Consider the following 22,024-nt stretch of genomic DNA (forward strand, 5'->3'; position numbering starts at 1 on the left):
CTTCAGGTCACCGCATTGACGCGGTTGAACTCCGGCTTGCGCCATTCGCCTGATTCCAGCACCTGGCGCAGGTGCTCCACGGCATGCCAGACATCTTCGAATCCCACGTACAGCGGCGTGAAGCCGAAGCGCAGGATGTCCTTGTGCAGGCCCGTGCCGTCGCCCTTGCGGAAGTCGCCGATCACGCCGCGCGCGATCAGCGCCTGCACGATGGCATAGGCGCCGCTGTCCTTGCCGTCCACGCCCAGTCCCTCCTCGCGCGTGAGGCAGACCTGGGAGCCGCGCCGGCCGTGCTCGCGCGGCGTGGCCAGGCCCAGGCCGTGGCCCTGGCAGCGTTCCTCGACCAGGGCGATGAACAGGTCGGTCAGCGCCAGCGACTTGTTGCGCAGCGCGTCCATGCCGCCCAGCGGCTCCACGGCCGTGAACACATCCAGGCCGCACTGCAGCACGCTCAGGCTGACCATGGGCTGGGTGCCGCACAGGTAGCGCTGTATGCCCTGGGCCGGGTGGTAGTCCGGCACGAACTTGAAAGGCTCGGCATGGCCGAACCAGCCCGACAGCGGCTGCCAGAAGCGGTTGATCAGGCGCGGGTTGGCCCAGACAAAGGCCGGCGCACCGGGGCCGCCGTTGAGGTACTTGTAGCTGCAGCCGATGGCGAAGTCTGCATTCGCGCCCTTGAGATCGACAGGCACGGCACCCGCGCTGTGGCACAGGTCCCAGACGCAGAGAATGCCCTTGCCCTGCGCGGCAGCCGTCACGGCAGCCATGTCGTGCATGGCGCCCGTGCGGTAGTTCACATGGGTGAGCATGCAGATGGCCACCTCGTCGGTCAGCGCGCCGGCAATCTCCTCGGGTTCGAGCAGCACCAGCTCCAGCCCGTATTCCTGGCAGACCGACTGGGCGATATAGAGGTCGGTGGGGAAGTTGCTGCGCTCGCTGATCAGGCGCTTGCGCTGCGGCGCGTCCTCGCGCGCGATGCGGGCCGCCGCTGTCAGCACCTTGTAGAGGTTGATGGAGGCCGTGTCGGTGAACACCAGCTCACCCGCGCCCACGCCCAGCCAGGGGGCGAACTGGTCGCCCAGGCGCTGGGGCAGGCTGATCCATCCGGCATCGTTCCACGAGCGGATCAGGCCCTGCGCCCATTCCTGCTGCACCACCTCGGCCACGCGCGCGGCGGCGGCGCGGGGGCTGGCGCCCAGCGAATTGCCGTCAAGGTAGATCACGCCTTCGGGCAGCGTGAATTGGTCGCGCAGGGCGCGCAGCGGGTCTTGCGCATCGAGGGTGAGGCAGTCTTGCAGGCTCGTCACGGGGTCTCCTTGGGTTTCTAAAAGGCGAAAGGCGCGGGCTGGGCCGGCGCCGCAATGCGGGCAGGGATCAGGCCAGGGCGCGCAGCACGGCGCGCACGGGCGAGGCATCGGCCTCGACCAGCTTGAGCGGCAGGGCGATGAGCTCGTAGTCGCCCTCGGCCACCTCGTCCAGCACCAGGTTCTCCAGCACGCGCAGGCCGCGCCGGCGGATCACCTGGTGGCTGTCCAGGCTCTTGCTGCTGGCCGGGTCGATGCTGGCCGTGTCTATGCCGATGAGCTTCACGCCCAGGTCGGCCAGCCGCTCGACCGTGGCCGGTGCATAGGCTGCCAGTTCCTGGTCCCAGGTGGTGGGGGCGCGCTCGTAGGTGCGCACCAGCACGCGTGCCGGGAGATGCTCCACGGCGTGGGCGATGTGCTCCCATTCAACCAGCGGTCCCTTGCCGATGGCGTGGATCACGCGGCAGGGGCCGAGGAAGGCGTCCAGGTCCACGTTGCCGATGGATGCCCCGTCGGCGTCATAGTGCAGCGGTGCATCGGCATGCGCTCCCACATGGGGCGACAGCGTGATGGCGCTGACATTGACCGGGCAGCCCGGACCGATGGTGGCGCACCATTGCTGGCTGTAGGCCGTGTCGCCGGGAAAGACGGGGCTGGCGGCCTGCACGGCCGGGGAGATGTCCCAGAGTCTGCGGGTCATGGCTTCAGTCCTTCTTGCGCGCTTGTGCGCGGGGCCGGTACCACAGCGCGTACACCAGGGCCAGCAGGCCCAGGAAGGGCAGGCCCGTGAGCAGCGTCATGTGGAAGACCTCGGTGAAATAGGTGGTGACGATCACGCCCAGCATCAGCGCGGCGCCGGCCAGCGTGAACAGCGGAAAGCCCCACATGCGGAACTGCAGGCGCTGGCCCGGATGCTCGCGCGACCAGCGCGCGCGGAAGAACAGATGGGTCACGAAGATCATGAACCAGGTGAACATGGCGCCGAACATGGACACGGACATCATCCACAGCAGCGAACCCTCGGGCTTCCACAGGTTCACGGCCACGGCCACGGCAATGCCCAGGCAGGAGATGGCAATGGCCGCCACGGGCACGCCGCGGCTGTTCAGCCGTCCGAACACCGAGGGCGCATAGCCGCCGCGCGACAGGCTGAACATCATGCGCGAGGTCACATACAGCTGGCTGTTCATGGCCGACAGCGCGGCCACCAGCACCACGAAGTTGATGATGCTGGCAGCGCCCGGGATGCCGATGATCTCCATCACCTTCACGAAGGGGCTCTTGTCCGTGCCGGCCTGCTGCCAGGGCACGATGGCCAGCATCAGCGCGATCGTGGCCAGGTAGAAGATCACCAGGCGCGCCATGGTGGTGCGAAAGGCCCGGGTGATGGCGCGCTTGGGGTCCTCGGCCTCGCCGGCCGCCACGGCCACGGCCTCCAGGCTCAGGTAGCTGAAGATGGCGATGATCACGGCCACCCAGGTGCCCCACAGGCCCTTGGGGAAGAAGCCGCCATCGGCCGTGTAGTTGAAAAAGCCGATGCCCTGGGGCTGCGAGCCGAACACCACCCAGGCGCCGATCAGGATGAAGGCCACGATGGCGATGATCTTGACCATGGAAAAGCCGTACTCCACCTGGCCGAAGGCCTTGACGCTGCTGGCGTTGACGGCCACCAGCGCGCCCGAGAACACCAGCACCCATATCCAGCGCGGCACGTCCGGGAACCAGTAGCCCATGTAGATGCCGATGGCCGTCACCTCCATGCCCACGGCCAGCACCACGGCGGCCCAGTAGGCATAGCGGACCATGAAGCCGGCCAGCGGGCTGATGTAGTGCTCGGCATAGGCGCCGAACGAGCCCGAGGTCGGGTGGGCCACCGTCATCTCGGCCAGGCAGCCCATCAGCAGCAGCGAGATCAGCGCGCCGATGGCATAGCTGACCAGCACGCTGGGGCCGGCGAAGCCGATGGCGAAGGCGCTGCCCATGAACAGGCCGGTGCCGATGGCGCCGCCAATGGCGATCATCACCATCTGGGCGGCGGACAGCTGCTGGCGCAGGCCGGTTTCTCGTTGCTGAATGTCTTGGAAGGCGGCCATGGTGCGCGGCAGGTGGGGGCTGAAAGCGGAAGGCGTAAGTATCTGCGCTTTCACCGCCGGCCCCGGGCTGGCCGATGCAAAACCATGGGAGGGTCCGGCTCAGGCGCCGCGTGCGTAGCAGCCCGGCGTCAGCGCATGGTGTGCCTTGAAGGCGCGCTGCAGGTGCGCCTGGTCGGCAAAGCCCATGGCATAGGCTGCATCGGACAGCGCTGCGCCCGTGGCCAGCAGGCGGCGCGCGCCGTTGATGCGCAGGTTCAGGCGGTAGCTGCCGGGCGTCATGCCCGTGGCCGCCTTGAAGCGGCGGATGAAGCGCGTGGCGCTCATGCCGCATTCCTGGGCCAGAGACTGCACGGTCAGGCCCGCATCGGGCCCCGCATGCAGGCGCTGCAGTGCGGGGGCCAGGGCCGCCGCATCGCCGGGCAGGGGCAAGGCTGCGGGCTGGGCACAGCGGTCCAGCAGGTGCTTCAGGCCCAGGGCCAGGCGGTCGGCGGCCGCCGTGCCATCGACGGGGCGGCACAGGCCATCCACCAGGCGGCCGATGTCCGCATCCGTGAGCGTGCGCCGGGGAAAGCGCAGCGCGGCCACGCTCAGCCGCGCGTGCAGCCAGTCGGCATCGACAAACAGCATGCGGTAGGACCACGGCGCGCCGGGGTCGGGATTGCAGGCATGCCAGGCGCCGGGCTCGATCAGCACCACGCCGCCCGCCTCCACAGGCTGCGGGCCGTGGGCATGGTGGAACACGGTGCGGCCCGCGTCCACGATGCCGATCGAATACTCGGCATGCATGTGCAGCCGAAAGCAATGCGGCGAGCGCGCACTGTCGCGCAGCTCGGCCCAGGGGGCGGCCGGATGGCGGTGGAAGCGGTGGGGAGAGGTTGAAGTCATGGCGGCCAGCCATCATGCCAGCATGGCCGCCACGCTGGCGACCAGCAGCAGGGCCAGCAGGCGGTGGAACAGGCGCTGGCGGCGTTCGGTGCGCAGCCAGCCCGAAAGCAGCTGCCCCAGCAGCGCCCAGCTGCCGACCCCCACCAGGCAGGCCAGCAGCGAAATGGCGCAAAACTGCAGCAGTGCCCACGGCGCATTCGCGTGGGGCAGCACGAACAGGCCCACGCCGGCCAGCGCCACCAGCCAGGCCTTGGGATTGAGCGTCTGCACGGCCGTGCCCTGCAACAGCGCTTGCAGCAGGGCCTGCAGCGTGCGCTGCGATCCGGCCTGCTGCTGCGCACCGGCCTGGCCCACAGGTGCGTTGGCCAGCCGCCAGGCCAGCCACAGCAGATAGGCGGCACACAGCCACTGTGCGGCCGTGGAAAGTTGCGGCAGCGTCTGCAGCAGCCACTGTGCGCCCTGGCCCATGACCCAGACCACGGCCGCATAGCTGGCGCTGGCGCCCAGCACATAGGCGGCAGAGACCAGGCGCGAGCGGGCTGCGCCGTGGCGCAGGGCCAGCACATTGACGGGGCCGGGCGTGATGGCGCCGACGAGGGTGAAGACGCCCATGGCGAGCAGCGAGGAGGACATGAGATTTCGCGCGGACGCAGGACTGCACAAGGCCCGCAGTCTCGTCCCGCACGCCGCCCCTGTATTGAACGCAATTGCGGGGCGCCGGCATGTCCGTCACATCCTCTAGGGGAGCATGGCGTAGGCCACGATCTCCAGCTTCATGCCCGGCACCACCAGCGCCGAAATCCCCATGCTGGAGCGGTTGGGATAGGGCGCCTCGAAGAACTCGCGGTACACGGCGTCGATGGCCGGCATGTCGGCCACGTCGGTCATGTAGATCAGCACCTGGGTCACATGCGCCAGCGTGCCGCCTGCGGCCTGCAGCGCGTTGCGCAGGTTGGTGAAGGTCAGGCGCGCCTGCTGTTCGATGGGGCCGGTGTCGATGCTGCCGTCGGGCCGCACGGGGCCGTGGGCCGTGAACAGCATCTGGCCGCTGGCCTTGACGGCCCAGGAGAAGGGCTGCTTGAGCGGCGGCAGTCCCACGTCGATGATTTGCTTCATGGATTTCCTTGTGTCTTGACTACATGCGAAGGCATGGTGTTCTTGCGTCGGAAACTTGGCGCGGCCCATCGGCGGACGCCGAGCAAGGGCCGTCCCGCAGCGATGGTGTCGTCCCGCGCCCGCGCAGCGAGAGCGGGGGAAGCGGCAAAGCCGCTCAGGGGTCACAGTTTCGTTCTCACGGACCAGATTTCGGGGAACAGCACCACGTCCAGCATCTTGCGCAAATAGCTGACGCCGCCGGTCCCACCCGTGCCGCGCTTGAAGCCGATGACGCGCTCCACCGTGGTCACATGGCGAAAGCGCCACAGGCGGAAGGCGTCCTCGATGTCGGCCAGCTTTTCGCCCAGTTGGTACAGGTCCCAGTGCGACTGCGGGTCGCGGTAGACCTGGGCCCAGGCGGCCTCGACCTCGGGGCTGGCCGTGTAGGGCTGGGTCCAGTCGCGTTCCAGGTGCCCGGCAGGAATGGCCAGGCCCTGGCGTGCCAGCAGGCGCAGGGCCTCGTCGTACAGGGAAGGTGCGCGCCATGCTGCATCCACCCGGGCCAGCAGGTCGGGCCGGTGGGCATGGGGCTGGAGCATGGCGGCGTTCTTGTTGCCCAGCGCGAACTCGATGCAGCGGTACTGGTAGCTCTGGAAGCCGCTGGAGCTGGCGAGATACGGGCGCATGGCCGTGTACTCGGTAGGCGTCATGGTGGCCAGCACGGACCAGGCGCCCACCAGCTGCTCCATGATGCGGCTCACGCGGGCCAGCATCTTGAAGGCATCGGCATGGCGGTCGGCCGCCACGGCGGCCGTGGCCGCGCCCAGCTCGTGCAGCATCAGCTTCATCCACAGCTCGCTGGTCTGGTGCTGGATGATGAACAGCAACTCGTCATGCGTGGGCGACAGCAGTTGCTGTGCGCCCAGGATGGCGTCCAGCTGCAGGTAGTCGCCATAGCTCATGGACTGGCTGAAATCCAGCTGTGCCCTTTCCTCGGCGACGATGCGCTCGGTCAGGCCGCCATGGACGGGGCAGCCGCTCATTGCGGTGCCTCCAGCACCGTGGCAATGGCGTCGGCCACGTACTGCACGTTGGCGCCGGACAGGCCCGACATGCACATGCGGCCCGAGCGGATCAGGTACACGCCGTGCTCGTCGCGCAGGCGGTGGACCTGGGGCTCGCTGATGCCGGTGTAGCTGAACATGCCGCGCTGGGTCAGCAGGAAGCCGAAGTCGCGCCGCTCGCCAAAGCGTTCATGCAGCGCGCCGTGCAGCTGGGCGCGCATGTCCTTGATGCGCCCGCGCATCTGCGCCAGCTCCTGCGCCCATTGGGCGCTCAGCTCGGGCGACGCCAGCACCTGCTGCACCAGGCGCGCGCCACGCGTGGGGGGCGAGGAATAGTTGCTGCGCACCGTGGCCTTGAGCTGGCCCAGCACATTGCCGGCCGTGGCCGCGTCGTTGCAGACCACGCTGAGGCCGCCCACGCGTTCGCCATACAGCGAGAAGTTCTTGGAAAACGAATTGGCCACAAAGGCCTGGGCGCCCGCATCGGCCAGCGCGCGCACGGACCAGGCGTCTTCATCGAGCCCATCGCCAAAGCCCTGGTAGGCCATGTCCACGAAGGGGATCAGGCCGCGCTCCACGATCACGGGGATCAGTTGCTGCCACTGCTCGCGCGACAGGTCCACGCCCGTGGGGTTGTGGCAGCTGGCATGCAGCAGCACCACGCTGCCCGAGGGCAGGCTGCGCAGTGTCTGCAGCATGGCGTCGAAGCGCAGGCTGCCCGTGGCCGCGTCGTAGTAGGGGTAGCTGTGGGTGCGCAGGCCCGCGCCCTGGAAGATGGCCAGATGGTTGTCCCAGGTGGGATCGCTGAGCCAGACCTCGGCGTCGGGGAAATAGTGCTTGATGAAGTCCGCGCCCAGCTTGAGCGCGCCCGAGCCGCCCAGGGTCTGCACGGTGGCGATGCGCTGCGCGCGCACGGCCTCGTGCTCAGCGCCGAACACCAGGTTCTGCACCAGCTGGCGGTAGGGGGCTATGCCTTCGATGGGCAGGTAGCCGCTGGGGCTTTGCTCGCGGGCCAGGACATCGCCAGCCTGGCGCACGGAGTCCAGCACGGGCAGGCGGCCGGCCTCGTCGAAATACAGGCCGATGCTCAGGCTGACCTTGTCGGTGCGCGGGTCCTGCTGAAAGGCTTCCATCAGCGACAGGATGGGATCTCCGGGGTAGGGCGGGACGTGGCTGAACATCGAGGCGCGGGCGGTATCGAGGGGGGCAAGAGTCGTCATGTTTCTAAGGGATGGAGAAAAACGGGAGGCCGGATGTCACCGGGCCTGGGCCTGGGTTGGGGTATTGGCTTGAGAAGCGGTTGCGGTCTCGCCGGCCGGCTTGCGGTACCAGATGGCGTAGATGGCGCCCAGCAGCAGCAGGAAGGGCAGGCCGGTGAGCACGGTCAGGCGGAACACGTCGGTGAACAGCGTGGACACCAGGGCGGCCAGCATCAGCGCCGCGCCCAGCAGCGTCAGCACCGGAAAGCCCCACATGCGGAAGGCCAGCGGCTTGTTGCCCTGGCGCACCCAGTGGATGCGGAAGAACAGGTGGGTCACGAAAATCATGAACCACGTGAACATGGCGCCGAACATGGCCACGGCCATCATCAGCATGAAGGACTGCTCGGGGTTGACGATGTTGAACAGCGTGGCCACGGCAATGCCCAGGCAGGACAGCAGCAGCGCCGGCAGCGGCACGCCGCGCGAGTTCACGCGGCCCAGCACGGCGGGCGCATGGCCGGCGCGCGAGAGGCTGAACATCATGCGGGTGGTGATGTACAGCTGGCTGTTCATGGCCGAAAGGGCCGCCACCAGCACCACGAAATTGACCACGCTGGCCGCGCCGGGCAGGCCGATGATCTCCATCACCTTCACGAAGGGGCTGCCGTCCTTGCCGGCGGCCGACCACGGCACGATGGCCAGCATCAGCGCGATCGTGGCCAGGTAGAACACCACCAGGCGCACCATGGTGGAGCGGAAGGCGCTGGTGACGGCGCGCTGCGGGTCTTTGGCCTCGCCGGCGGCCACGGCGATCATCTCGATGCTCAGGTAGCTGAAGATGGCGATGATCACGCCCACCCAGGTGCCCCACAGGCCGTTGGGGAAGAAGCCGCCGTTGTTGACGTAGTTGGCAAAGCCCACGCCGGCCGGCCGGGTGCCGAACACCACCCAGGCGCCGACCACGATGAAGGCCACGATGGCGATGATCTTGATCATGGAGAAGCTGTACTCCACGGCGCCGAAGGCCTTGACGCTCATCATGTTCACGCCGATCAGCGCGCCCGAGAAGATCACCACCCAGGCCCAGCGCGGCACCTCGGGGAACCAGTAGCCCATGTACAGGCCCACGGCCGTCACCTCGGTGCCTACGGCCAGCACCACGCAGGCCCAGTAGGCATAGCGCACCACGAAGCCGGCCCAGGGTGCGATGTAGTGCTCGGCATAGGCGCCGAACGAGCCCGAGGTCGGGTGGGCCACCGTCATCTCGGCCAGGCAGCCCATGAGCAGCAGCGAGATCAGCGCGCCGATGGCATAGCTGATCAGCACGCTGGGCCCGGCGAAGCCGATGGCAAAGCCGCTGCCCAGGAACAGGCCGGTGCCGACGGCACCGCCGATGGCGATCATGGTCATCTGTCCGGCGGACAGCTGCTGTTGGAGTCCGGCTTCGCGCTGGACGATGTCTTCGAAGGCTGGCATGGGTTGTTGTCTCCGTTGCTGTGGGGGGCTTCGGAGGCGGATGCTAGTTACGGCCTTCGCAGGGCGTTTAGTAGTTATCCCTAAATGCGCTTGATCTTGGATAAGTTATTCTGTGAAACATGAATTCATAGGTGGTTTATGTCAATCGAGATCGACAGAACGGACCGGCTGCTGATCCGCGCCTTGCAGGACAACGCGCGGCTGACCTCGGGCGAATTGGCGCAACGCGTGCACTTGTCGCAATCGCCGTCGTGGCGGCGCATCAAGCGGCTGGAGGATGAGGGCGTGATCACCGGCTACCACGCCGCGCTGAGCCGGCGCGCCATCGGCTTTGGCGTGCTGGCCTTCGTGATGGTGGGCATAGACCATCAGAACGAGGAGTCATCGCGCCACTTCCAGGAAGCGGTCTGCGCCATCCCCGAGGTCGTGATGTTCCACGGCATCTCGGGGCCGGAGGACTTCCTGCTGGTCGTCGTGGCGCGCGATCTCGATGCCTATTCGGACCTGCTGCTCACCCGCCTGCACCGGCTGCCCGGCGTGCGCCAGGTGCACACGCATTTCTCGCTGCAGGAGTTCAAGGGGCAGTTGGCGGGGCTGCCCGTGGAATAGCGGCTGGTGGTGGCGGCTGTTGGCGCCTGGCTGGTTGCTACAGCAGGCCGCTGTCCAGCGCCTGCATGCCATGGCGCACGCGCACGCGGTTGCAGGCATCGCTGCCGGCCGCAAATTCGCGGCAAGGCGAGGGCCGCCACTCGTAGATGCCGCAATGGGCCTTCTCGCCCACCTTGCCCACCAGCGCTGCGCAGCGCGGGCGCGACCAGTCCGTGCCGCGCATGCGGCAGGTGTAGTCGGTGACTTCCTCGATCAGCCCGGCCGGCACGCGGCCGCCATGCTCCTGCGACTCGTGCACGGAAAAGTCCACGCGAAACGATGCGCAGCAGGCGCCGCAGTTCAGGCAGGGATGGGTCATGGCGTGGGCAAGCAGGTGCAGGTGCGGATCGTGGGAGCGCGATTGTCGCGCGCACGCGTGCGGGGCGCCTGGAACCGGCCAAAAACCATGACGGCCATTTGGCAAGACCCTGCCTCTTACTCCGATACCATGCGCGGGCTTCCCACGGGGATTCGATCAAAATCAAAATGAGAATAAAAATCAGTTGATACAACACGCCATGCATTCGATGAATCCCGGGACGGACGCCACGGCTCCGTCCGCACTGTCCGCGCCTCCCAGCTCTCCAAGCCCGGCCACCGCTGCGGCCACCACCCTGGATGCGCTGCCGCGCCAGGTTCCGGCGCGCGTGGTCGAACTCCATGCGGCGCGCGATGCCGTCGAGCAGGAACTGCTGCTGCGCCTCATGGAAATCGGTTTCCTGCCGGGCGAGCCCGTTCGCATCCTGGCCGCAGGCTTTCCGGGCGACGACCCGCTGGCCGTGCGCGTGGGCCAGGCCACGTTCGCGCTGCGCCGCCATGAGGCGGCCCTGGTGCGCGTGGCGCCGGAGGCGGTGGCATGAGCGCGTCGTCCTCTCCCAAGCTCATCCAGCCGCTGCAGCCTGCCCAGGGCGGCGGCAGCGGTGATTCCGCACTGCGCCTGGCCTTGCTGGGCAATCCCAACTGCGGCAAGACGGCGCTGTTCAACCTGCTGACCGGCGCACGCCAGAAGGTGGCCAACTACGCGGGCGTGACCGTGGAGCGCAAGGAAGGCTGGCTGAGCACGGCCAGCGGCCGGCGTGTGCGCGTGCTGGACCTGCCGGGCACCTACAGCCTGCACGCCCACAGCGAGGACGAACGCATCACGCGCGACATCGTCTCGGGCCGCCACGCGCGCGAGGCGCCGCCCGAACTGCTGGTCTGCGTCACCGACGCCACCCATCTGCGCCTGAACCTGCGCCTGGTGCTGGAAGCCCAGCGCCTGGGCCTGCCCATGCTGCTGGTGCTGAACATGAGCGACATGGCCAGGCGCCAGGGCATCGATATCGACCGCGAAGCGTTGTCACGCGCCCTGGGCATGCCCGTGCTGTCCACGGTGGGCGTGCGCCAGGACGGCGCGCGCGAACTGCTGCAATGGCTGGACGGCCCCGAAGCGCGCGCCCTGGCAGCGCCGCAGCTGCAGGCCCCGGCCCGCCCGGGCGATGCGCGCGAGCAGGTGCTGGCCCTGCACCAGCAGGTGGCCCGCATCATGGCCGACTGTGTCAAGGAGCCCGTGGTGGACACCCGGCGCGATGACCGCATCGACGCCGTGGTGCTGCACCCGCTGTGGGGCATGCTGCTGCTGGCGGCCACGCTGTTCCTGATGTTCCAGGCCGTGTTCAGCTGGGCGCAGCCGCTGATGGACGGCATCGAGGGCGGCGTCTCGGCCGTCTCGGCTCTGGTCAACGAGCACATGCCCGAAGGCGCGCTGCGCAGCCTGCTGGCCGACGGCGTGATCGCGGGCACCGGCGCGGTGCTGGTCTTCCTGCCGCAGATCCTGATCCTGTTCCTGTTCATCCTTGCGCTGGAGGACTCGGGCTACCTGCCGCGTGCCGCCTTCATGCTGGACCGCATCATGGGCAAGGTCGGCCTGTCGGGCCGCTCCTTCATTCCGCTGCTGTCCAGCTTCGCCTGCGCTGTGCCCGGCATCATGGCCACGCGCTCCATCACCAGCTGGCGCGACCGCCTGGTGACCATCATGATCGCGCCGCTGATGACCTGCTCGGCGCGCCTGCCGGTCTATGCGCTGCTGATCAGCGCCTTCATTCCCGAGCGCACGGTGGGCGGCATCTTCAACCTGCAGGGCCTGGTGCTGTTTGCGCTGTACGTGGCCGGCATCGTCAGCGCCATGGCCGTGGCCGGCGTGGCCAAGTTGGCCGGCCGCAGCGCCGGACCCACGCCGCTGCTGATGGAGCTGCCCTCCTACCGCTGGCCCAGCCCGCGCAGCCTGGCCCTGGGCCTGTACGAGCGCGCCATGATCTTCCTGCGCCGCGTCGGCGGCATCATCCTGACCGTGAGCATCGTGCTGTGGTTCCTGGCCAGCTACCCGGCGCCGCCCGATGGCGTCACCGAAGCGGCCATCCGCTACAGCTTTGCGGGCCGCATCGGTGGCTGGCTGGAGGTGGTGCTGGCGCCGATCGGCTTCAACTGGCAGATCGCCATTGCATTGGTGCCCGGCATGGCCGCACGCGAGGTGGCCGTCAGCGCCATGGGCACGGTCTATGCCCTGTCCGCCGCCAGCGACGAGGCCATGGCCGAGCAACTGGGCCCGCTGATCGCCCACACCTGGTCTATGGCCACGGCGCTGTCGCTGCTGGCCTGGTTCGTGTTCGCGCCCCAGTGCATCTCCACGCTGGCCGCCGTGCGGCGCGAGACCAACGGCTGGCGCTATCCGCTGCTGATGACCGGCTATCTGTTCGCGCTGGCCTACCTTGCCAGCTTCATCACCTACCGCGTGGCCATCGCATTGGGCGCGGGCTGAAAGGAGCACGGACCATGTGGCAAAACATCATCGTGGGTCTGATCGTGGCCCTGGCCGGCGTGTCCCTGGTCTGGCGCTATCTGCCCGCGCGCTGGCGCCAGAAGGCCGGGCAGATGCATCCGGCGCTGGCGCCCAAGGATGCGGGCGGCTGTGGCGGCTGCAGTGCCTGCGGCGGAGACAGTTGCGCACCGGACAAGCGGGGGCCGTAAGGCCACGGCCCGAACTTCCGCCGGGAAAAAAGAATGCCTGCAGGCGCAAAGCCTGCAGGCATTCTTTTTTGAGCGGACTGCGTTGTCAGTTCGGCTGGCGGCCCAGCAGCAGGTATTCCATCAGAGCTTTCTGCACATGCATCCGGTTCTCCGCCTCATCCCAGACCACGGACTGCGGCCCGTCGATGACCTCGGCCTCCACTTCCTCGCCGCGGTGGGCGGGCAGGCAGTGCATGAACAGGGCATCGCCACGTGCGGCGGCCATCATTTCGGCGTCCACGCACCAGTCGGCAAAGGCCTTCTTGCGGGCTTCGTTCTCGGCCTCGTAGCCCATGCTGGTCCACACGTCGGTGGTCACCAGGTCGGCGCCCTTGCAGGCGTCCAGCGGGTCCTTGAAGACCTTGTAGCAGCCCTCGCGCGGGGTCTTGCCGCCAAAGGCCAGCTTCTCGTCCACCTCGTAGCCGCCCGGCGTGCTGACGTGGACGGTGAAGCCCAGCAGGTCGGCCGCCTGCAGCCAGGTGTTGGCCATGTTGTTGCCGTCGCCGACCCAGGCGACGGTCTTGCCCTGGATCGAGCCGCGGTGCTCGATGAAGGTGAAGATGTCGGCCAGGATCTGGCAGGGGTGGAACTCGTTGGTCAGGCCGTTGATGACGGGAACGCGCGAGTATTCGGCAAAGCGCACGATCTTGTCCTGGCCATAGGTGCGGATCATCACCAGGTCGGTCATGCGGCTGATGACGCGTGCGCTGTCCTCGATGGGCTCGGCGCGGCCCAGCTGGCTGTCGCCCGTGGTCAGGTGGACCACCGAGCCGCCGAGCTGGTACATGCCCGCCTCGAAGCTCACGCGGGTGCGCGTGCTGGCCTTCTCGAAGATCATGGCCAGCGTGCGGTCGCTGAGCGTGTGGTGCTTTTCGTAGCCCTTGAACTTCTTCTTGATCAGGGCCGCGCGTTCGAGCACATAGGCGTACTCGTCGGCCGTGAAGTCGGAAAACTGCAGATAGTGCTTGATGGCAGTCATAGGCAGGTACTCATTCGGACAGGAATTGCACGATCAGGGGCTTGAGCTTGGCGACCACTTCGTCGGCTTCGGCCTCGGTCATGATCAGCGGCGGCACCAGGCGCACCACGGTGTCGGCGGTCACGCTGAACAGCAGGCCGGCTTCGGCGCCACGGCCCAGCAGGGCGCCGCAGGGCTTGTTCAGCTCGATGCCGATGATCAGGCCCTGGCCGCGCACATCGACCACGCCCTTGACGTCGGCCAGTTCCTTTTGCAGCGTGGCCTTCAGGTGGTCGCCCACCTTGGTGGTGTGGGCCAGCAGGCCGTCCTCTTCCATGATGCGGATGGTTTCGATGCCCGCGCGCATGGCCAGCGGATTGCCGCCGAAGGTGGAGCCATGGTTGCCCGGCTGCAGCACGGTGGCCGCCTTGCCATGGGCCACGACGGCGCCGATGGGCACGCCCGAGCCCAGGCCCTTGGCCAGGGTCATCACGTCGGGGATGATGCCGGCCCACTGGTGGGCGAACCACTTGCCCGTGCGGCCCATGCCGGCCTGGACTTCGTCGAACATCATCAGCCAGCCGTTGGCATCGCACAGTGCGCGCACCTGCTGCATGTACTCGATGCGCATGGGGTGCAGGCCGCCTTCGCCCTGGATGGGCTCCATCATCACGGCCACCACGTCGGGGTTGCCGGCCGTGGCCTTCTGGAGCGCCTCGAAGTCGTTCACCGGCACGCGCAGGAAGCCGTCGAGCAGCGGGCCGAAGCCGTCGCGCACCTTGGGGTTGCCCGTGGCCGTCATGGTGGCGATGGAGCGGCCGTGGAAGGCATGCTCGTAGACCACGATCACCGGCTTGGCGATGCCCTTGTCCACGCCGTACTTGCGCGCGATCTTGATGGCGGCCTCGTTGGCCTCCAGGCCCGTGCTGCAGAAGAAGACATTGGTCATCTTCGCGCGCTCGGTCAGCAGCTTGGCCAGCGTTTCCTGGCCGGGCACGTGGTAGTAGTTGGAGGTGTGGATGAGCTTGGCCACCTGGTCCTGCAATGCAGGCACCAGCTTGGGGTGGTTGTGGCCCAGCGTGTTCACTGCAATGCCGCCCAGCGCATCGAGGTACTGCTTGCCGTTGACGTCCCACACGCGGCAGCCCTGGCCTCGCTCCAGAGCGATCGGTACGCGGCCATAGGTGTTCATCACGTGGGGCGAGGCAGCCTCAATGAAAGCGGTCATTGCAAAAATCTCCTGAGCTGGAAAGTAAACGGCATCCGGGCGTTGCCGCCGCAGATGCCTGAAAAACAGCGAAGCCCGATTCTAGGGGCCGCGCGATGGCCTACCGTTGCGGTTTGCGCATCACAGCCATGCAATGAACCTACGCCACACTTGGGTAGTGCGCTGCAACAAGGCCTCAGCTCTTATATAAGAGATAAAATGCCGGCTTGGCCTGCTGGCAGCGATCCTGCCTGTGGGCTCTGACTTTTTTGAAGGACTTGCGCAAACAGGACGTGGCAGGGCGCCGTGCCCCTTGGCAGGTCGCCTGTTTTGTTCCTTGTTGGGCAAGTCGTATTTTGGCGTGCATCCTGATGGTCTCTCCCTCCAGCAAAGAACTGTTCATCCAGGGCATCACCCACGAAGGCAAGACTTTCCGGCCCAGCGACTGGGCCGAGCGGCTGGCAGGCGTCATGAGCCAGTTTCGCCCCGGTGGTGCCCAGCGCGGCAGCCACCTGAGCTACTCGCCCTGGTGTGTTCCCACAACGCTCAATGGCGTCAAGTGCGTGGTCGTGCACCGCGACCTGCGCGACTACGAGCCCATGGCCTGGGATTTCTGCCTGAACTTCGCCAAGGACAACAACCTGCAGGTTGCCGAGGCCTGCCTGATACCGGACGAGCCGGCCCGCTGAGGCCGGCTTCTTTTTTTTTGCGGGTCGTTCCCGTCCGATGTGAAGCGCGCCTGGGGTGCGTTTTTTTTCGCCTGTGCTCCGGAGGGTGGGGCTTTTTTGGTGGATCCTGTGGATGCAGGAGCATCGTTCAGGCACAAAAAAACCGCCCGAAGGCGGTTTTCTCGTTCGCTGACAGCGCACCCGTTACAAACGGCAGATGGCCGGAGCCATCCGTGCGGTTGCCTAATTGGATTAGGCGGCGGCCAGGGCCTTGACCTTGGCGGACAGGCGGCTCTTGTCGCGAGCGGCCTTGTTCTTGTGGAAGATGCCCTTGTCGGCGATCGTGTCCAGAACGGATTGGGCTGCGGCAAACAGTTCGGTTGCCTTGGCCTTGTCGCCAGTCAGAACGGCCTTTTCGACCTTCTTGACGGCGGTGCGGTACTTGGAACGCAGCGAGGTGTTGGCTGCGTTGAGCTTGGTGTCCTGGCGGACGCGCTTGCGGCCGGAGGCGAGACGGGGGTTCTTCTTTGCGGGCTTGGATGCCATGATATGTATTCCTAGTGTCTGAGGATGTTGTCGGCGAAGCGCGGGATTATAGCACGCAGCCCGGACGGGGCCTTGAGGGCCCAGGCCGCGCGGGCCGGCCTGTTGCAACGGAGTGCAAGAGCGGCCAGGCCCGCCTGGAGCGCCGGCCGACGGGGCATGCCAGCGCATACACTCCCCACGGTGTCACTGTTCAAAGCCGCCTCCACCGTTTCCCTGCTGACGCTGGCCTCCCGAATCACCGGGCTGGTGCGCGATCTGCTCATGGCCTCCATGTTCGGAGCCAATGCGCTGACCGATGCGTTCAATGTCGCCTTCAGGATTCCCAATCTCTTTCGGCGGCTGTTCGCCGAGGGGGCCTTCAGCCAGGCCTTCGTGCCGGTGCTGGCCGCCAGCAAGGCCAAGGAGGGAGAAGAGGCTACGCGCACGCTGATCTCGCACGTGGCCACGCTGCTGTTCTGGGTGCTGCTGGTGACCTGCGTGCTGGGCGTGGTGGGCGCGCCGCTGCTGGTCTGGCTGCTGGCCAGCGGCCTGCGCCAGTCGCCCGAGGGCTATGACGCCGCCGTGCTGATGACACGCTGGATGTTCCCCTACATCGGCTTCATGTCCCTGGTGGCGCTGTCTGCCGGCGTGCTCAATACCTGGCGGCGCTTTGCCGTCTCGGCCGCCACGCCGGTGCTGCTGAACCTGGCCATGATCGCCGCCGCCTTCTGGGGCGCGCCCTGGCTGCAGGCGCGTGGCATCGAGCCCATCTATGCCATGGCCGGTGGCGTGATGCTGGGCGGCGTGCTGCAGCTGGCAGTGCAGCTGCCTGCGCTGGCGCGCCTGGGCCTGCTGCCGCGCATCGGCTTTTCGCCAGCTGCGCTGCGCGAAGCCTGGGCCGAGGCCGGCGTGCGCCGCATCCTCAAGCTGATGGCGCCGGCCCTGCTGGGCGTGGGCGTGGCCCAGGTCTCGCTGATGATCAACACCCAGATCGCCTCCTATCTGCAACCGGGCAGCGTGACGTGGCTGTTCTATGCCGACCGGCTCATGGAGTTTCCGACGGCGCTGCTGGGCGTGGCGCTGGGCGTGGTGCTCACCCCCCAGCTGGCCGCTGCCAAGGCGGCCGACGACTCGGAGCGCTACTCGGCCATGCTGGACTGGGGGCTGCGCCTGGTGGTGCTGCTGTCCGTGCCGTGCGCTGTGGGCCTGCTCACTTTTGCCGAGCCGCTGGTGGCCACGCTGTTCCACCGCGGTGCGCTGCAGGACAGCGACGTGGGCCAGATCGCCCTGGCGTTGGTCGGCTACGGCGCAGGCCTGGTGGGCCTGGTGGCCATCAAGGTGCTGGCGCCAGGCTACTACGCCAGCCAGGACATCCGCACGCCCGTCAAGATCGCCATCGTGGTGCTGGTCATCACCCAACTGCTCAACCTGGTCCTGGTGCCCTTCATGGCGCATACCGGCCTGGCGCTGTCCATCGGCCTGGCGGCCCTGGTCAACGCGGGCTGGCTGCTGTGGGGTCTGCTGCGCCGGGGCGTCTACCGTCCCAAGCCGGGCTGGGGACGGCTGGGCTTGCAGGTAGTCGCGGCCAGCAGCCTGCTGGCCGTGCTGCTGACCTGGGGCAGTCAGCATTTCGACTGGATCGCGCTGCGCGCCAACGGCTGGCAGCGTGTGGGCCTGCTCGCCGCGCTGATGGCCGCCTCGGTGCTGCTGTACTTCGGTGCGCTGTGGGCGGCGGGGCTCAAGCTGCGCGCACTGCTGCGGCGCTGAGAGGCATCGCCCAAACCCGCATAATTGCAGGCTTGGGCGCTGCAATATACAAAGCATCATGAGCTGGAGTTACGAAGACACGCCAACGGCCCTGCAATACTTTGCAGCGCTGGTGCAAAGCGATGACCACCTGCCGTTGATGGAGGCGGCAATCAGCATCGCCCAGGATGCCGTGCCCGATCTCGACCTGCAGGCGGCCAGCGCCGAGCTGGACCGGCTGCAGGTGCGCCTGCTCCAGCGCCTGGCCGGCGAAACCGATTCCCTGCAGCGCCTGCGCGTGCTCAACCAGTTCTTCTATGGCGAGCTGGGCTTTGGCGGCAATCTCAACGATTACTACGACCCGTCCAACAGCTACATCCACCATGTGCTGCAGACGCGGCGCGGCATTCCCATCAGTGTGGCGCTGATCTGGCTGGAGCTGGCTGCGGCCATCGATCTGCCGGCACAGGGCGTGAGCTTTCCCGGGCATTTCCTGGTCAAGCTGCGCCTGCCCCAGGGGCAGGTGGTGATGGACCCGCTGAGCGGTGAATCCTTCTCGGCCAACAGCCTGGCCGAGCGGCTGGAGCCCTTCTGGCAGAACGCCGGCCTGTCCGCCGAGGAGGCGGCTCCGCTGGGCATGTACCTGCAGGGCGCATCGCCGCGCGACATCCTGGAGCGCATGCTGCGCAATCTGCAGGAGATCCACCATGCGCGGCGCGACTGGCCGCTGCTGGTGGCCGTGCTCAACCGGCTGGCCGTGCTGCGGCCCGACATGCCGGAGATCTTCCGGGACCGGGGGCTGGCCTATGCGCAGTGGGGAGTGACCGAGCGTGCGCTCGAAGACCTGGAGCGCTTCCTGCATTCCCAGCAGGGCGCGCAGGCCGTGGCCGTGCGCGAGGTGATCCGGCGGCTCAGGGGGCTGTAGCGGGGGCAGCCCCCAGGGTCGGAGCGCTGCTCAGACCAGCCGGACGGCTTCCAGCTCTTTCTTGAGATAGGCGTAGAACAGCGGCGCCGCCACCAGGCCTGCGGGGCCGAACACCGACTCGGCCACGAACATCACGGCCAGCAGCTCCCAAACGCCCATGTGCGTGCGCTGGCCCACCACCTTGGCGTTGATCACGTACTCGGCCTTGTGGATCAGGATCAGAAAGCCCAGGCAGGCCGCGGCGGCCACCGGGGAGACCGACAGCCCCACGATGGTGATCACCGCATTGCACAGCAGGTTGCCCACGATGGGCACCAGGCCCGCGATGAAGGTCAGCGTGATCAGGGCTGGCGTGTAGGGCAGGGTCAGGTTCCAGTGCGGCAGCACGCCCAGCAGGAAGATGGCCGTCAGGAAGGTGTTGAAGGCCGCAATCCAGAACTGCGCCGCCACGATCTGGCGGAAGGCCAGCCCCATGAGCCGGATGCGTTCGCGCAGCGCAGCCACCAGGGGCGGGCGGCGCGTGGTGATGGGGCGCACGGCGGCCAGCGCGCCGATGATCAGGCCCACATAGGCGTACAGCAGGCCGGTAAGCCAGGCGCGGCCCGCATGGGCCAGGGCACCGGCCTTGGCCGCCAGGTAGCTGGCCAGCAGGTGCTGGATTTCCTGCGCGCCGTCCGGCAACTGGTCGGCCATGTCGGCGGGCAGCTTGTCACGCAGCTCCAGCACCGTGTGGGCCAGATAGTCGAGCAGCTCGCGGTACTGCTGCGGCGCGTCGGTGATGTAGGTGCGTGTATGCGAGAGCGCGCCGCTCAGCAGGGCCAGCGGCGCAAGAATGACGATGGTGGCTGCCACCAATTGGGTCCAGCGCGGCAGCGAGCCGCGCCGGGCCTTGGGCTGGGCCCGTGCCAGCAGCCCGGCAAGGGCACGCGTGACCAGAAAGCCCACGCAGACACAGAGCATGCCCGGCAACAGGCCCTGCCACATGATCAGCAGCAGGGCGCCTGCCATCAGCACATAGCTGGAAAGCGTCACGCCGCGCGTGGGCGCGGGCTGCGGGGAGATGATGGGCGAGGGCAGGTGCTGGGTCATGCGCTGCGGGCCCGTGGTCAGCGGACCTCGACAGGCTCGCCCTCGCCGCGTGCGGCGATGCGTCCGATGGTGTAGACCGTCTCGCCCAGCTGCTTGAGCGTGGCGGCCGTGGCTTGGGCAGCTTCGGCGGGCACGACAACGACCATGCCGATGCCGTTGTTGAAGGTGCGGTTCATTTCCACGGCGTCGATGCCGGCCGTCTTCTGCAGCCAGGCGAACAGCTCGGTCTGGGGCCAGCTGCCGGCATCCAGGTGGGCGGCCAGGCCTTCGGGCAGCACGCGGGGGATGTTCTCCAGCAGGCCGCCGCCGGTGATGTGGGCCAGCGCCTTGATGGGGTGCTGCTCCAGTGCGGCCAGCACGTTCTTCACGTACAGGCGCGTGGGTTCCATGATGGCCTGCTTGAACGGCTTGCCGTCCAGCGATTCGGGCAGGCTGCCCTGGGCTTCGGCGCGCTCGATGCACTTGCGCACCAGGGAAAAGCCATTGGAGTGCACGCCGGCCGAGGCCAGGCCCAGCACCACGTCGCCTGCGGCCACGCTCTGGCCCGTGAGGATCTTGGACTTTTCGACGGCGCCGACGGCAAAGCCCGCCAGGTCGTATTCACCGGCCGGGTACATGCCGGGCATTTCGGCGGTTTCGCCGCCGATCAGTGCGCAGCCCGACAGCTCGCAGCCGCGTGCAATGCCGCCGACCACGGCAGCGGCCGTGTCCACGTCCAGCTTGCCGCAGGCGAAATAGTCGAGGAAGAACAGGGGCTCGGCGCCCTGGACCAGCACGTCATTGACGCTCATGGCCACCAGGTCGATGCCCACGGTGTCGTGCATGTTCCACTCGAAGGCCAACTTGAGCTTGGTGCCCACGCCATCGGTGCCCGAGACCAGCACGGGCTCCTTGTAGCGCTTGGGCACCTCGAACAGCGCGCCGAAGCCTCCGATGCCGGCCATCACGCCTTCGCGCATGGTCTTCTTGGCCAGCGGCTTGATGCGCTCGACCAGCGCATCGCCAGCGACGATGTCGACGCCGGCGTCTTTGTAGGAAATCGGGGTAGAGGAGGGGGCAGAAGAGCTCATGGATGGGTACGGTGCGGTAGGCCCGATGCCGGGCTGGAACCCCGGGATTCTACGGCGCCGGCCGCCGGCAGGCGCGCGCGCCAGTGGGCTTCGAGGGGGCTTTCGTTGCACATGCGGGCCGGCTGCCGCCGTGCCGGGCGCCGCGCAGACTAAAATCCCTCGTCCGCCCGGGAGCTCCCGGGCGTTGTCCGCCTTGCCGCAGCGCTGCGCCGAGGCGGGCCTGTCTTTGCTCTCAACCCAATGCCGTTGCCGATTCCTCTGCCTGCTTTTGCCGCATGGACCCGCCTGGACACAGGAAAGGGGGCGCTGCGCGTATGTCGCAGATGAAGCAGCTGGCTCTGGATATCAGCATGGCGTCGAGTCCGACGCTGTCGCGCTTTTTCGTCGGTCCCAATGCCGCAGTGATCGATCATCTGCGCCACTGGGTGGGCGACGGCCGCATGCAGACCGCCCGCACGCCGGTACCCACCTATCTTTGGGGCGAGTCGGGCTCGGGCAAGACCCACCTGCTCAAGGCCGTGCGCGAGGCGCTGCGCGAGCAGGGCGCCATGGTGGGCTGGATGGATGCTTCCACCCTGTTCCCGCCGCCGTTCGACGAGCGCTGGGCGGCGGTGCTGATGGACGACGTGGACATCTACACTCCGCTGCAGCAGGCGCGGGCCTTCAACTGGTTCGTGAATGCGACGAGCCCGGCCACGGGCTCGCCGCGCTGGGTGCTGGGAGCCGGCCCCCTGCCGCCGGCCGACCTGAAGCTGCGCGAGGATCTGCGCACGCGGCTGGGCTGGGGCCATGTGTTCCAGCTGCAACTGCTCGATGAAACCGCGCGCCGCGCGGTGCTGCGCCAGGAGGCCGATGCCCGTGGCGTTTTTCTGGGCGACGATGTGATGGACTACATGCTCAAGCGCTTCTCACGCGACCTGGGCAGCCTGATGCAGCTGCTCGACATGCTCGACGGCTTTGCGCTTCGCAACAAGCGCGCCATCACCATTCCGTTGCTCAAGACGATGCTGGAAACCGAATGAGC

23 protein-coding genes are annotated in these 22,024 nt (G+C 67.5%); 8 read left to right on the plus strand and 15 right to left on the minus strand.

Annotated features, from left to right (window positions below; genetic code table 11):
• Positions 1-2 precede the first annotated feature (2 nt).
• The 9 genes from kynU to ACUTR7_RS18465 all read right to left on the minus strand — a co-directional run bounded on the left by kynU (position 3) and on the right by ACUTR7_RS18465 (position 9,119).
• Positions 3-1,307 (minus strand): kynureninase, encoded by a 1,305-nt coding sequence (gene kynU / locus ACUTR7_RS18425; RefSeq protein ID WP_063326908.1) that lies wholly within the window; start codon positions 1,305-1,307, stop codon positions 3-5.
• A 67-nt stretch (positions 1,308-1,374) separates the two neighbouring features.
• Entirely contained in the window at positions 1,375-2,004 is a 630-nt protein-coding gene (gene kynB, locus ACUTR7_RS18430) for an arylformamidase (RefSeq protein ID WP_043824042.1), read from the minus strand.
• Between the two features lie 4 nt (positions 2,005-2,008).
• Positions 2,009-3,397, minus strand: coding sequence for an amino acid permease (locus ACUTR7_RS18435; protein ID WP_013803671.1), 1,389 nt, complete (start codon positions 3,395-3,397; stop codon positions 2,009-2,011).
• Between the two features lie 99 nt (positions 3,398-3,496).
• Positions 3,497-4,282 carry a helix-turn-helix domain-containing protein gene (locus ACUTR7_RS18440; RefSeq protein WP_445609495.1) on the minus strand — a complete coding sequence of 262 codons (786 nt, stop codon included), beginning with the start codon at positions 4,280-4,282 and terminating at the stop codon, positions 3,497-3,499.
• Between the two features lie 12 nt (positions 4,283-4,294).
• Positions 4,295-4,915: a LysE family translocator gene (locus ACUTR7_RS18445; RefSeq protein WP_012204091.1), complete on the minus strand. Its 621-nt coding sequence runs from the start codon at positions 4,913-4,915 to the stop codon at positions 4,295-4,297.
• A gap of 105 nt (positions 4,916-5,020) precedes the next feature.
• Entirely contained in the window at positions 5,021-5,398 is a 378-nt protein-coding gene (locus ACUTR7_RS18450) for a RidA family protein (RefSeq protein ID WP_013803668.1), read from the minus strand.
• A 161-nt stretch (positions 5,399-5,559) separates the two neighbouring features.
• Complete coding sequence (gene kynA, locus ACUTR7_RS18455) at positions 5,560-6,420, minus strand: tryptophan 2,3-dioxygenase (protein ID WP_043790480.1); 861 nt, start codon at positions 6,418-6,420, stop codon at positions 5,560-5,562.
• Entirely contained in the window at positions 6,417-7,622 is a 1,206-nt protein-coding gene (locus ACUTR7_RS18460; RefSeq protein WP_445609590.1) for an amino acid aminotransferase, read from the minus strand. Before ACUTR7_RS18460 ends, kynA begins: the two co-directional genes overlap by 4 nt.
• Before the next feature lie 75 nt (positions 7,623-7,697).
• Complete coding sequence (locus tag ACUTR7_RS18465; protein ID WP_445609496.1) at positions 7,698-9,119, minus strand: amino acid permease; 1,422 nt, start codon at positions 9,117-9,119, stop codon at positions 7,698-7,700.
• A gap of 138 nt (positions 9,120-9,257) precedes the next feature.
• On the opposite strand from ACUTR7_RS18465, the gene ACUTR7_RS18470 reads away from it, so the two are divergent.
• A complete protein-coding gene (locus tag ACUTR7_RS18470) occupies positions 9,258-9,728 on the plus strand; it encodes an Lrp/AsnC family transcriptional regulator (RefSeq protein WP_012204096.1) in 471 nt (156 codons plus the stop codon).
• Between the two features lie 37 nt (positions 9,729-9,765).
• Here ACUTR7_RS18470 and ACUTR7_RS18475 read toward each other — a convergent pair whose 3' ends face one another.
• Positions 9,766-10,086 (minus strand): YkgJ family cysteine cluster protein, encoded by a 321-nt coding sequence (locus ACUTR7_RS18475; protein WP_445609497.1) that lies wholly within the window; start codon positions 10,084-10,086, stop codon positions 9,766-9,768.
• A gap of 199 nt (positions 10,087-10,285) precedes the next feature.
• On the opposite strand from ACUTR7_RS18475, the gene ACUTR7_RS18480 reads away from it, so the two are divergent.
• Genes ACUTR7_RS18480 through ACUTR7_RS18490 form a run of 3 tightly spaced genes read left to right on the plus strand, consistent with a single transcriptional unit; the run spans position 10,286 to position 12,773 of the window.
• Positions 10,286-10,627: a FeoA family protein gene (locus ACUTR7_RS18480; protein WP_445609498.1), complete on the plus strand. Its 342-nt coding sequence runs from the start codon at positions 10,286-10,288 to the stop codon at positions 10,625-10,627.
• Positions 10,624-12,564, plus strand: a complete 1,941-nt coding sequence (gene feoB, locus ACUTR7_RS18485; RefSeq protein ID WP_445609499.1) for a ferrous iron transporter B — start codon at positions 10,624-10,626, stop codon at positions 12,562-12,564. The genes ACUTR7_RS18480 and feoB overlap by 4 nt, the downstream gene beginning before the upstream one ends.
• A gap of 14 nt (positions 12,565-12,578) precedes the next feature.
• Positions 12,579-12,773, plus strand: a complete 195-nt coding sequence (locus tag ACUTR7_RS18490; protein WP_043824054.1) for a hypothetical protein — start codon at positions 12,579-12,581, stop codon at positions 12,771-12,773.
• An 85-nt stretch (positions 12,774-12,858) separates the two neighbouring features.
• Here the strand turns inward: ACUTR7_RS18490 and argF are convergent, their stop codons facing one another.
• Positions 12,859-13,791, minus strand: a complete 933-nt coding sequence (gene argF, locus ACUTR7_RS18495; protein WP_012204101.1) for an ornithine carbamoyltransferase — start codon at positions 13,789-13,791, stop codon at positions 12,859-12,861.
• A gap of 10 nt (positions 13,792-13,801) precedes the next feature.
• On the minus strand, positions 13,802-14,998 hold the full coding sequence (locus ACUTR7_RS18500) for an aspartate aminotransferase family protein (RefSeq protein ID WP_099734376.1): 1,197 nt from the start codon (positions 14,996-14,998) through the stop codon (positions 13,802-13,804).
• Between the two features lie 350 nt (positions 14,999-15,348).
• Here ACUTR7_RS18500 and ACUTR7_RS18505 point away from each other — a divergent pair, with 350 nt between their 5' ends.
• Positions 15,349-15,666, plus strand: coding sequence for a DUF3579 domain-containing protein (locus tag ACUTR7_RS18505; RefSeq protein WP_012204103.1), 318 nt, complete (start codon positions 15,349-15,351; stop codon positions 15,664-15,666).
• 231 nt (positions 15,667-15,897) lie between these two features.
• On the opposite strand, the gene rpsT is transcribed toward ACUTR7_RS18505, so the two are convergent.
• Positions 15,898-16,191: a 30S ribosomal protein S20 gene (gene rpsT, locus ACUTR7_RS18510; protein WP_012204104.1), complete on the minus strand. Its 294-nt coding sequence runs from the start codon at positions 16,189-16,191 to the stop codon at positions 15,898-15,900.
• A 180-nt stretch (positions 16,192-16,371) separates the two neighbouring features.
• On the opposite strand from rpsT, the gene murJ reads away from it, so the two are divergent.
• Positions 16,372-17,937, plus strand: coding sequence for a murein biosynthesis integral membrane protein MurJ (murJ, locus tag ACUTR7_RS18515; RefSeq protein ID WP_099734375.1), 1,566 nt, complete (start codon positions 16,372-16,374; stop codon positions 17,935-17,937).
• A gap of 58 nt (positions 17,938-17,995) precedes the next feature.
• Positions 17,996-18,841, plus strand: coding sequence for a SirB1 family protein (locus ACUTR7_RS18520; protein WP_013803659.1), 846 nt, complete (start codon positions 17,996-17,998; stop codon positions 18,839-18,841).
• Between the two features lie 30 nt (positions 18,842-18,871).
• Here the strand turns inward: ACUTR7_RS18520 and ACUTR7_RS18525 are convergent, their stop codons facing one another.
• Positions 18,872-19,930, minus strand: a complete 1,059-nt coding sequence (locus ACUTR7_RS18525; RefSeq protein WP_012204107.1) for an AI-2E family transporter — start codon at positions 19,928-19,930, stop codon at positions 18,872-18,874.
• A 17-nt stretch (positions 19,931-19,947) separates the two neighbouring features.
• Complete coding sequence (gene purM, locus ACUTR7_RS18530) at positions 19,948-21,000, minus strand: phosphoribosylformylglycinamidine cyclo-ligase (protein ID WP_013803658.1); 1,053 nt, start codon at positions 20,998-21,000, stop codon at positions 19,948-19,950.
• A 323-nt stretch (positions 21,001-21,323) separates the two neighbouring features.
• Between purM and hda the strand changes: the two genes are divergently transcribed.
• Positions 21,324-22,022, plus strand: coding sequence for a DnaA regulatory inactivator Hda (gene hda, locus ACUTR7_RS18535; protein WP_026062235.1), 699 nt, complete (start codon positions 21,324-21,326; stop codon positions 22,020-22,022).
• The last annotated feature ends 2 nt before the right edge of the window (positions 22,023-22,024 follow it).

This window comes from Delftia sp. NA_296.1 (genome assembly GCF_052692095.1).

Coding starts and splice junctions, on each gene's coding strand:
- kynB (WP_043824042.1), bottom strand. CDS start 2,004: ATGACCCGCAGACTCTGGGACATCTCCCCGGCCGTGCAGGCCGCCAGC.
- ACUTR7_RS18435 (WP_013803671.1), bottom strand. CDS start 3,397: ATGGCCGCCTTCCAAGACATTCAGCAACGAGAAACCGGCCTGCGCCAG.
- ACUTR7_RS18440 (WP_445609495.1), bottom strand. CDS start 4,282: ATGACTTCAACCTCTCCCCACCGCTTCCACCGCCATCCGGCCGCCCCC.
- ACUTR7_RS18445 (WP_012204091.1), bottom strand. CDS start 4,915: ATGTCCTCCTCGCTGCTCGCCATGGGCGTCTTCACCCTCGTCGGCGCC.
- ACUTR7_RS18450 (WP_013803668.1), bottom strand. CDS start 5,398: ATGAAGCAAATCATCGACGTGGGACTGCCGCCGCTCAAGCAGCCCTTC.
- kynA (WP_043790480.1), bottom strand. CDS start 6,420: ATGAGCGGCTGCCCCGTCCATGGCGGCCTGACCGAGCGCATCGTCGCC.
- ACUTR7_RS18460 (WP_445609590.1), bottom strand. CDS start 7,622: ATGTTCAGCCACGTCCCGCCCTACCCCGGAGATCCCATCCTGTCGCTG.
- ACUTR7_RS18465 (WP_445609496.1), bottom strand. CDS start 9,119: ATGCCAGCCTTCGAAGACATCGTCCAGCGCGAAGCCGGACTCCAACAG.
- ACUTR7_RS18470 (WP_012204096.1), top strand. CDS start 9,258: ATGTCAATCGAGATCGACAGAACGGACCGGCTGCTGATCCGCGCCTTG.
- ACUTR7_RS18475 (WP_445609497.1), bottom strand. CDS start 10,086: ATGACCCATCCCTGCCTGAACTGCGGCGCCTGCTGCGCATCGTTTCGC.
- ACUTR7_RS18480 (WP_445609498.1), top strand. CDS start 10,286: ATGCATTCGATGAATCCCGGGACGGACGCCACGGCTCCGTCCGCACTG.
- feoB (WP_445609499.1), top strand. CDS start 10,624: ATGAGCGCGTCGTCCTCTCCCAAGCTCATCCAGCCGCTGCAGCCTGCC.
- ACUTR7_RS18490 (WP_043824054.1), top strand. CDS start 12,579: ATGTGGCAAAACATCATCGTGGGTCTGATCGTGGCCCTGGCCGGCGTG.
- argF (WP_012204101.1), bottom strand. CDS start 13,791: ATGACTGCCATCAAGCACTATCTGCAGTTTTCCGACTTCACGGCCGAC.
- ACUTR7_RS18500 (WP_099734376.1), bottom strand. CDS start 14,998: ATGACCGCTTTCATTGAGGCTGCCTCGCCCCACGTGATGAACACCTAT.
- ACUTR7_RS18505 (WP_012204103.1), top strand. CDS start 15,349: ATGGTCTCTCCCTCCAGCAAAGAACTGTTCATCCAGGGCATCACCCAC.
- rpsT (WP_012204104.1), bottom strand. CDS start 16,191: ATGGCATCCAAGCCCGCAAAGAAGAACCCCCGTCTCGCCTCCGGCCGC.
- ACUTR7_RS18520 (WP_013803659.1), top strand. CDS start 17,996: ATGAGCTGGAGTTACGAAGACACGCCAACGGCCCTGCAATACTTTGCA.
- ACUTR7_RS18525 (WP_012204107.1), bottom strand. CDS start 19,930: ATGACCCAGCACCTGCCCTCGCCCATCATCTCCCCGCAGCCCGCGCCC.
- purM (WP_013803658.1), bottom strand. CDS start 21,000: ATGAGCTCTTCTGCCCCCTCCTCTACCCCGATTTCCTACAAAGACGCC.
- hda (WP_026062235.1), top strand. CDS start 21,324: ATGAAGCAGCTGGCTCTGGATATCAGCATGGCGTCGAGTCCGACGCTG.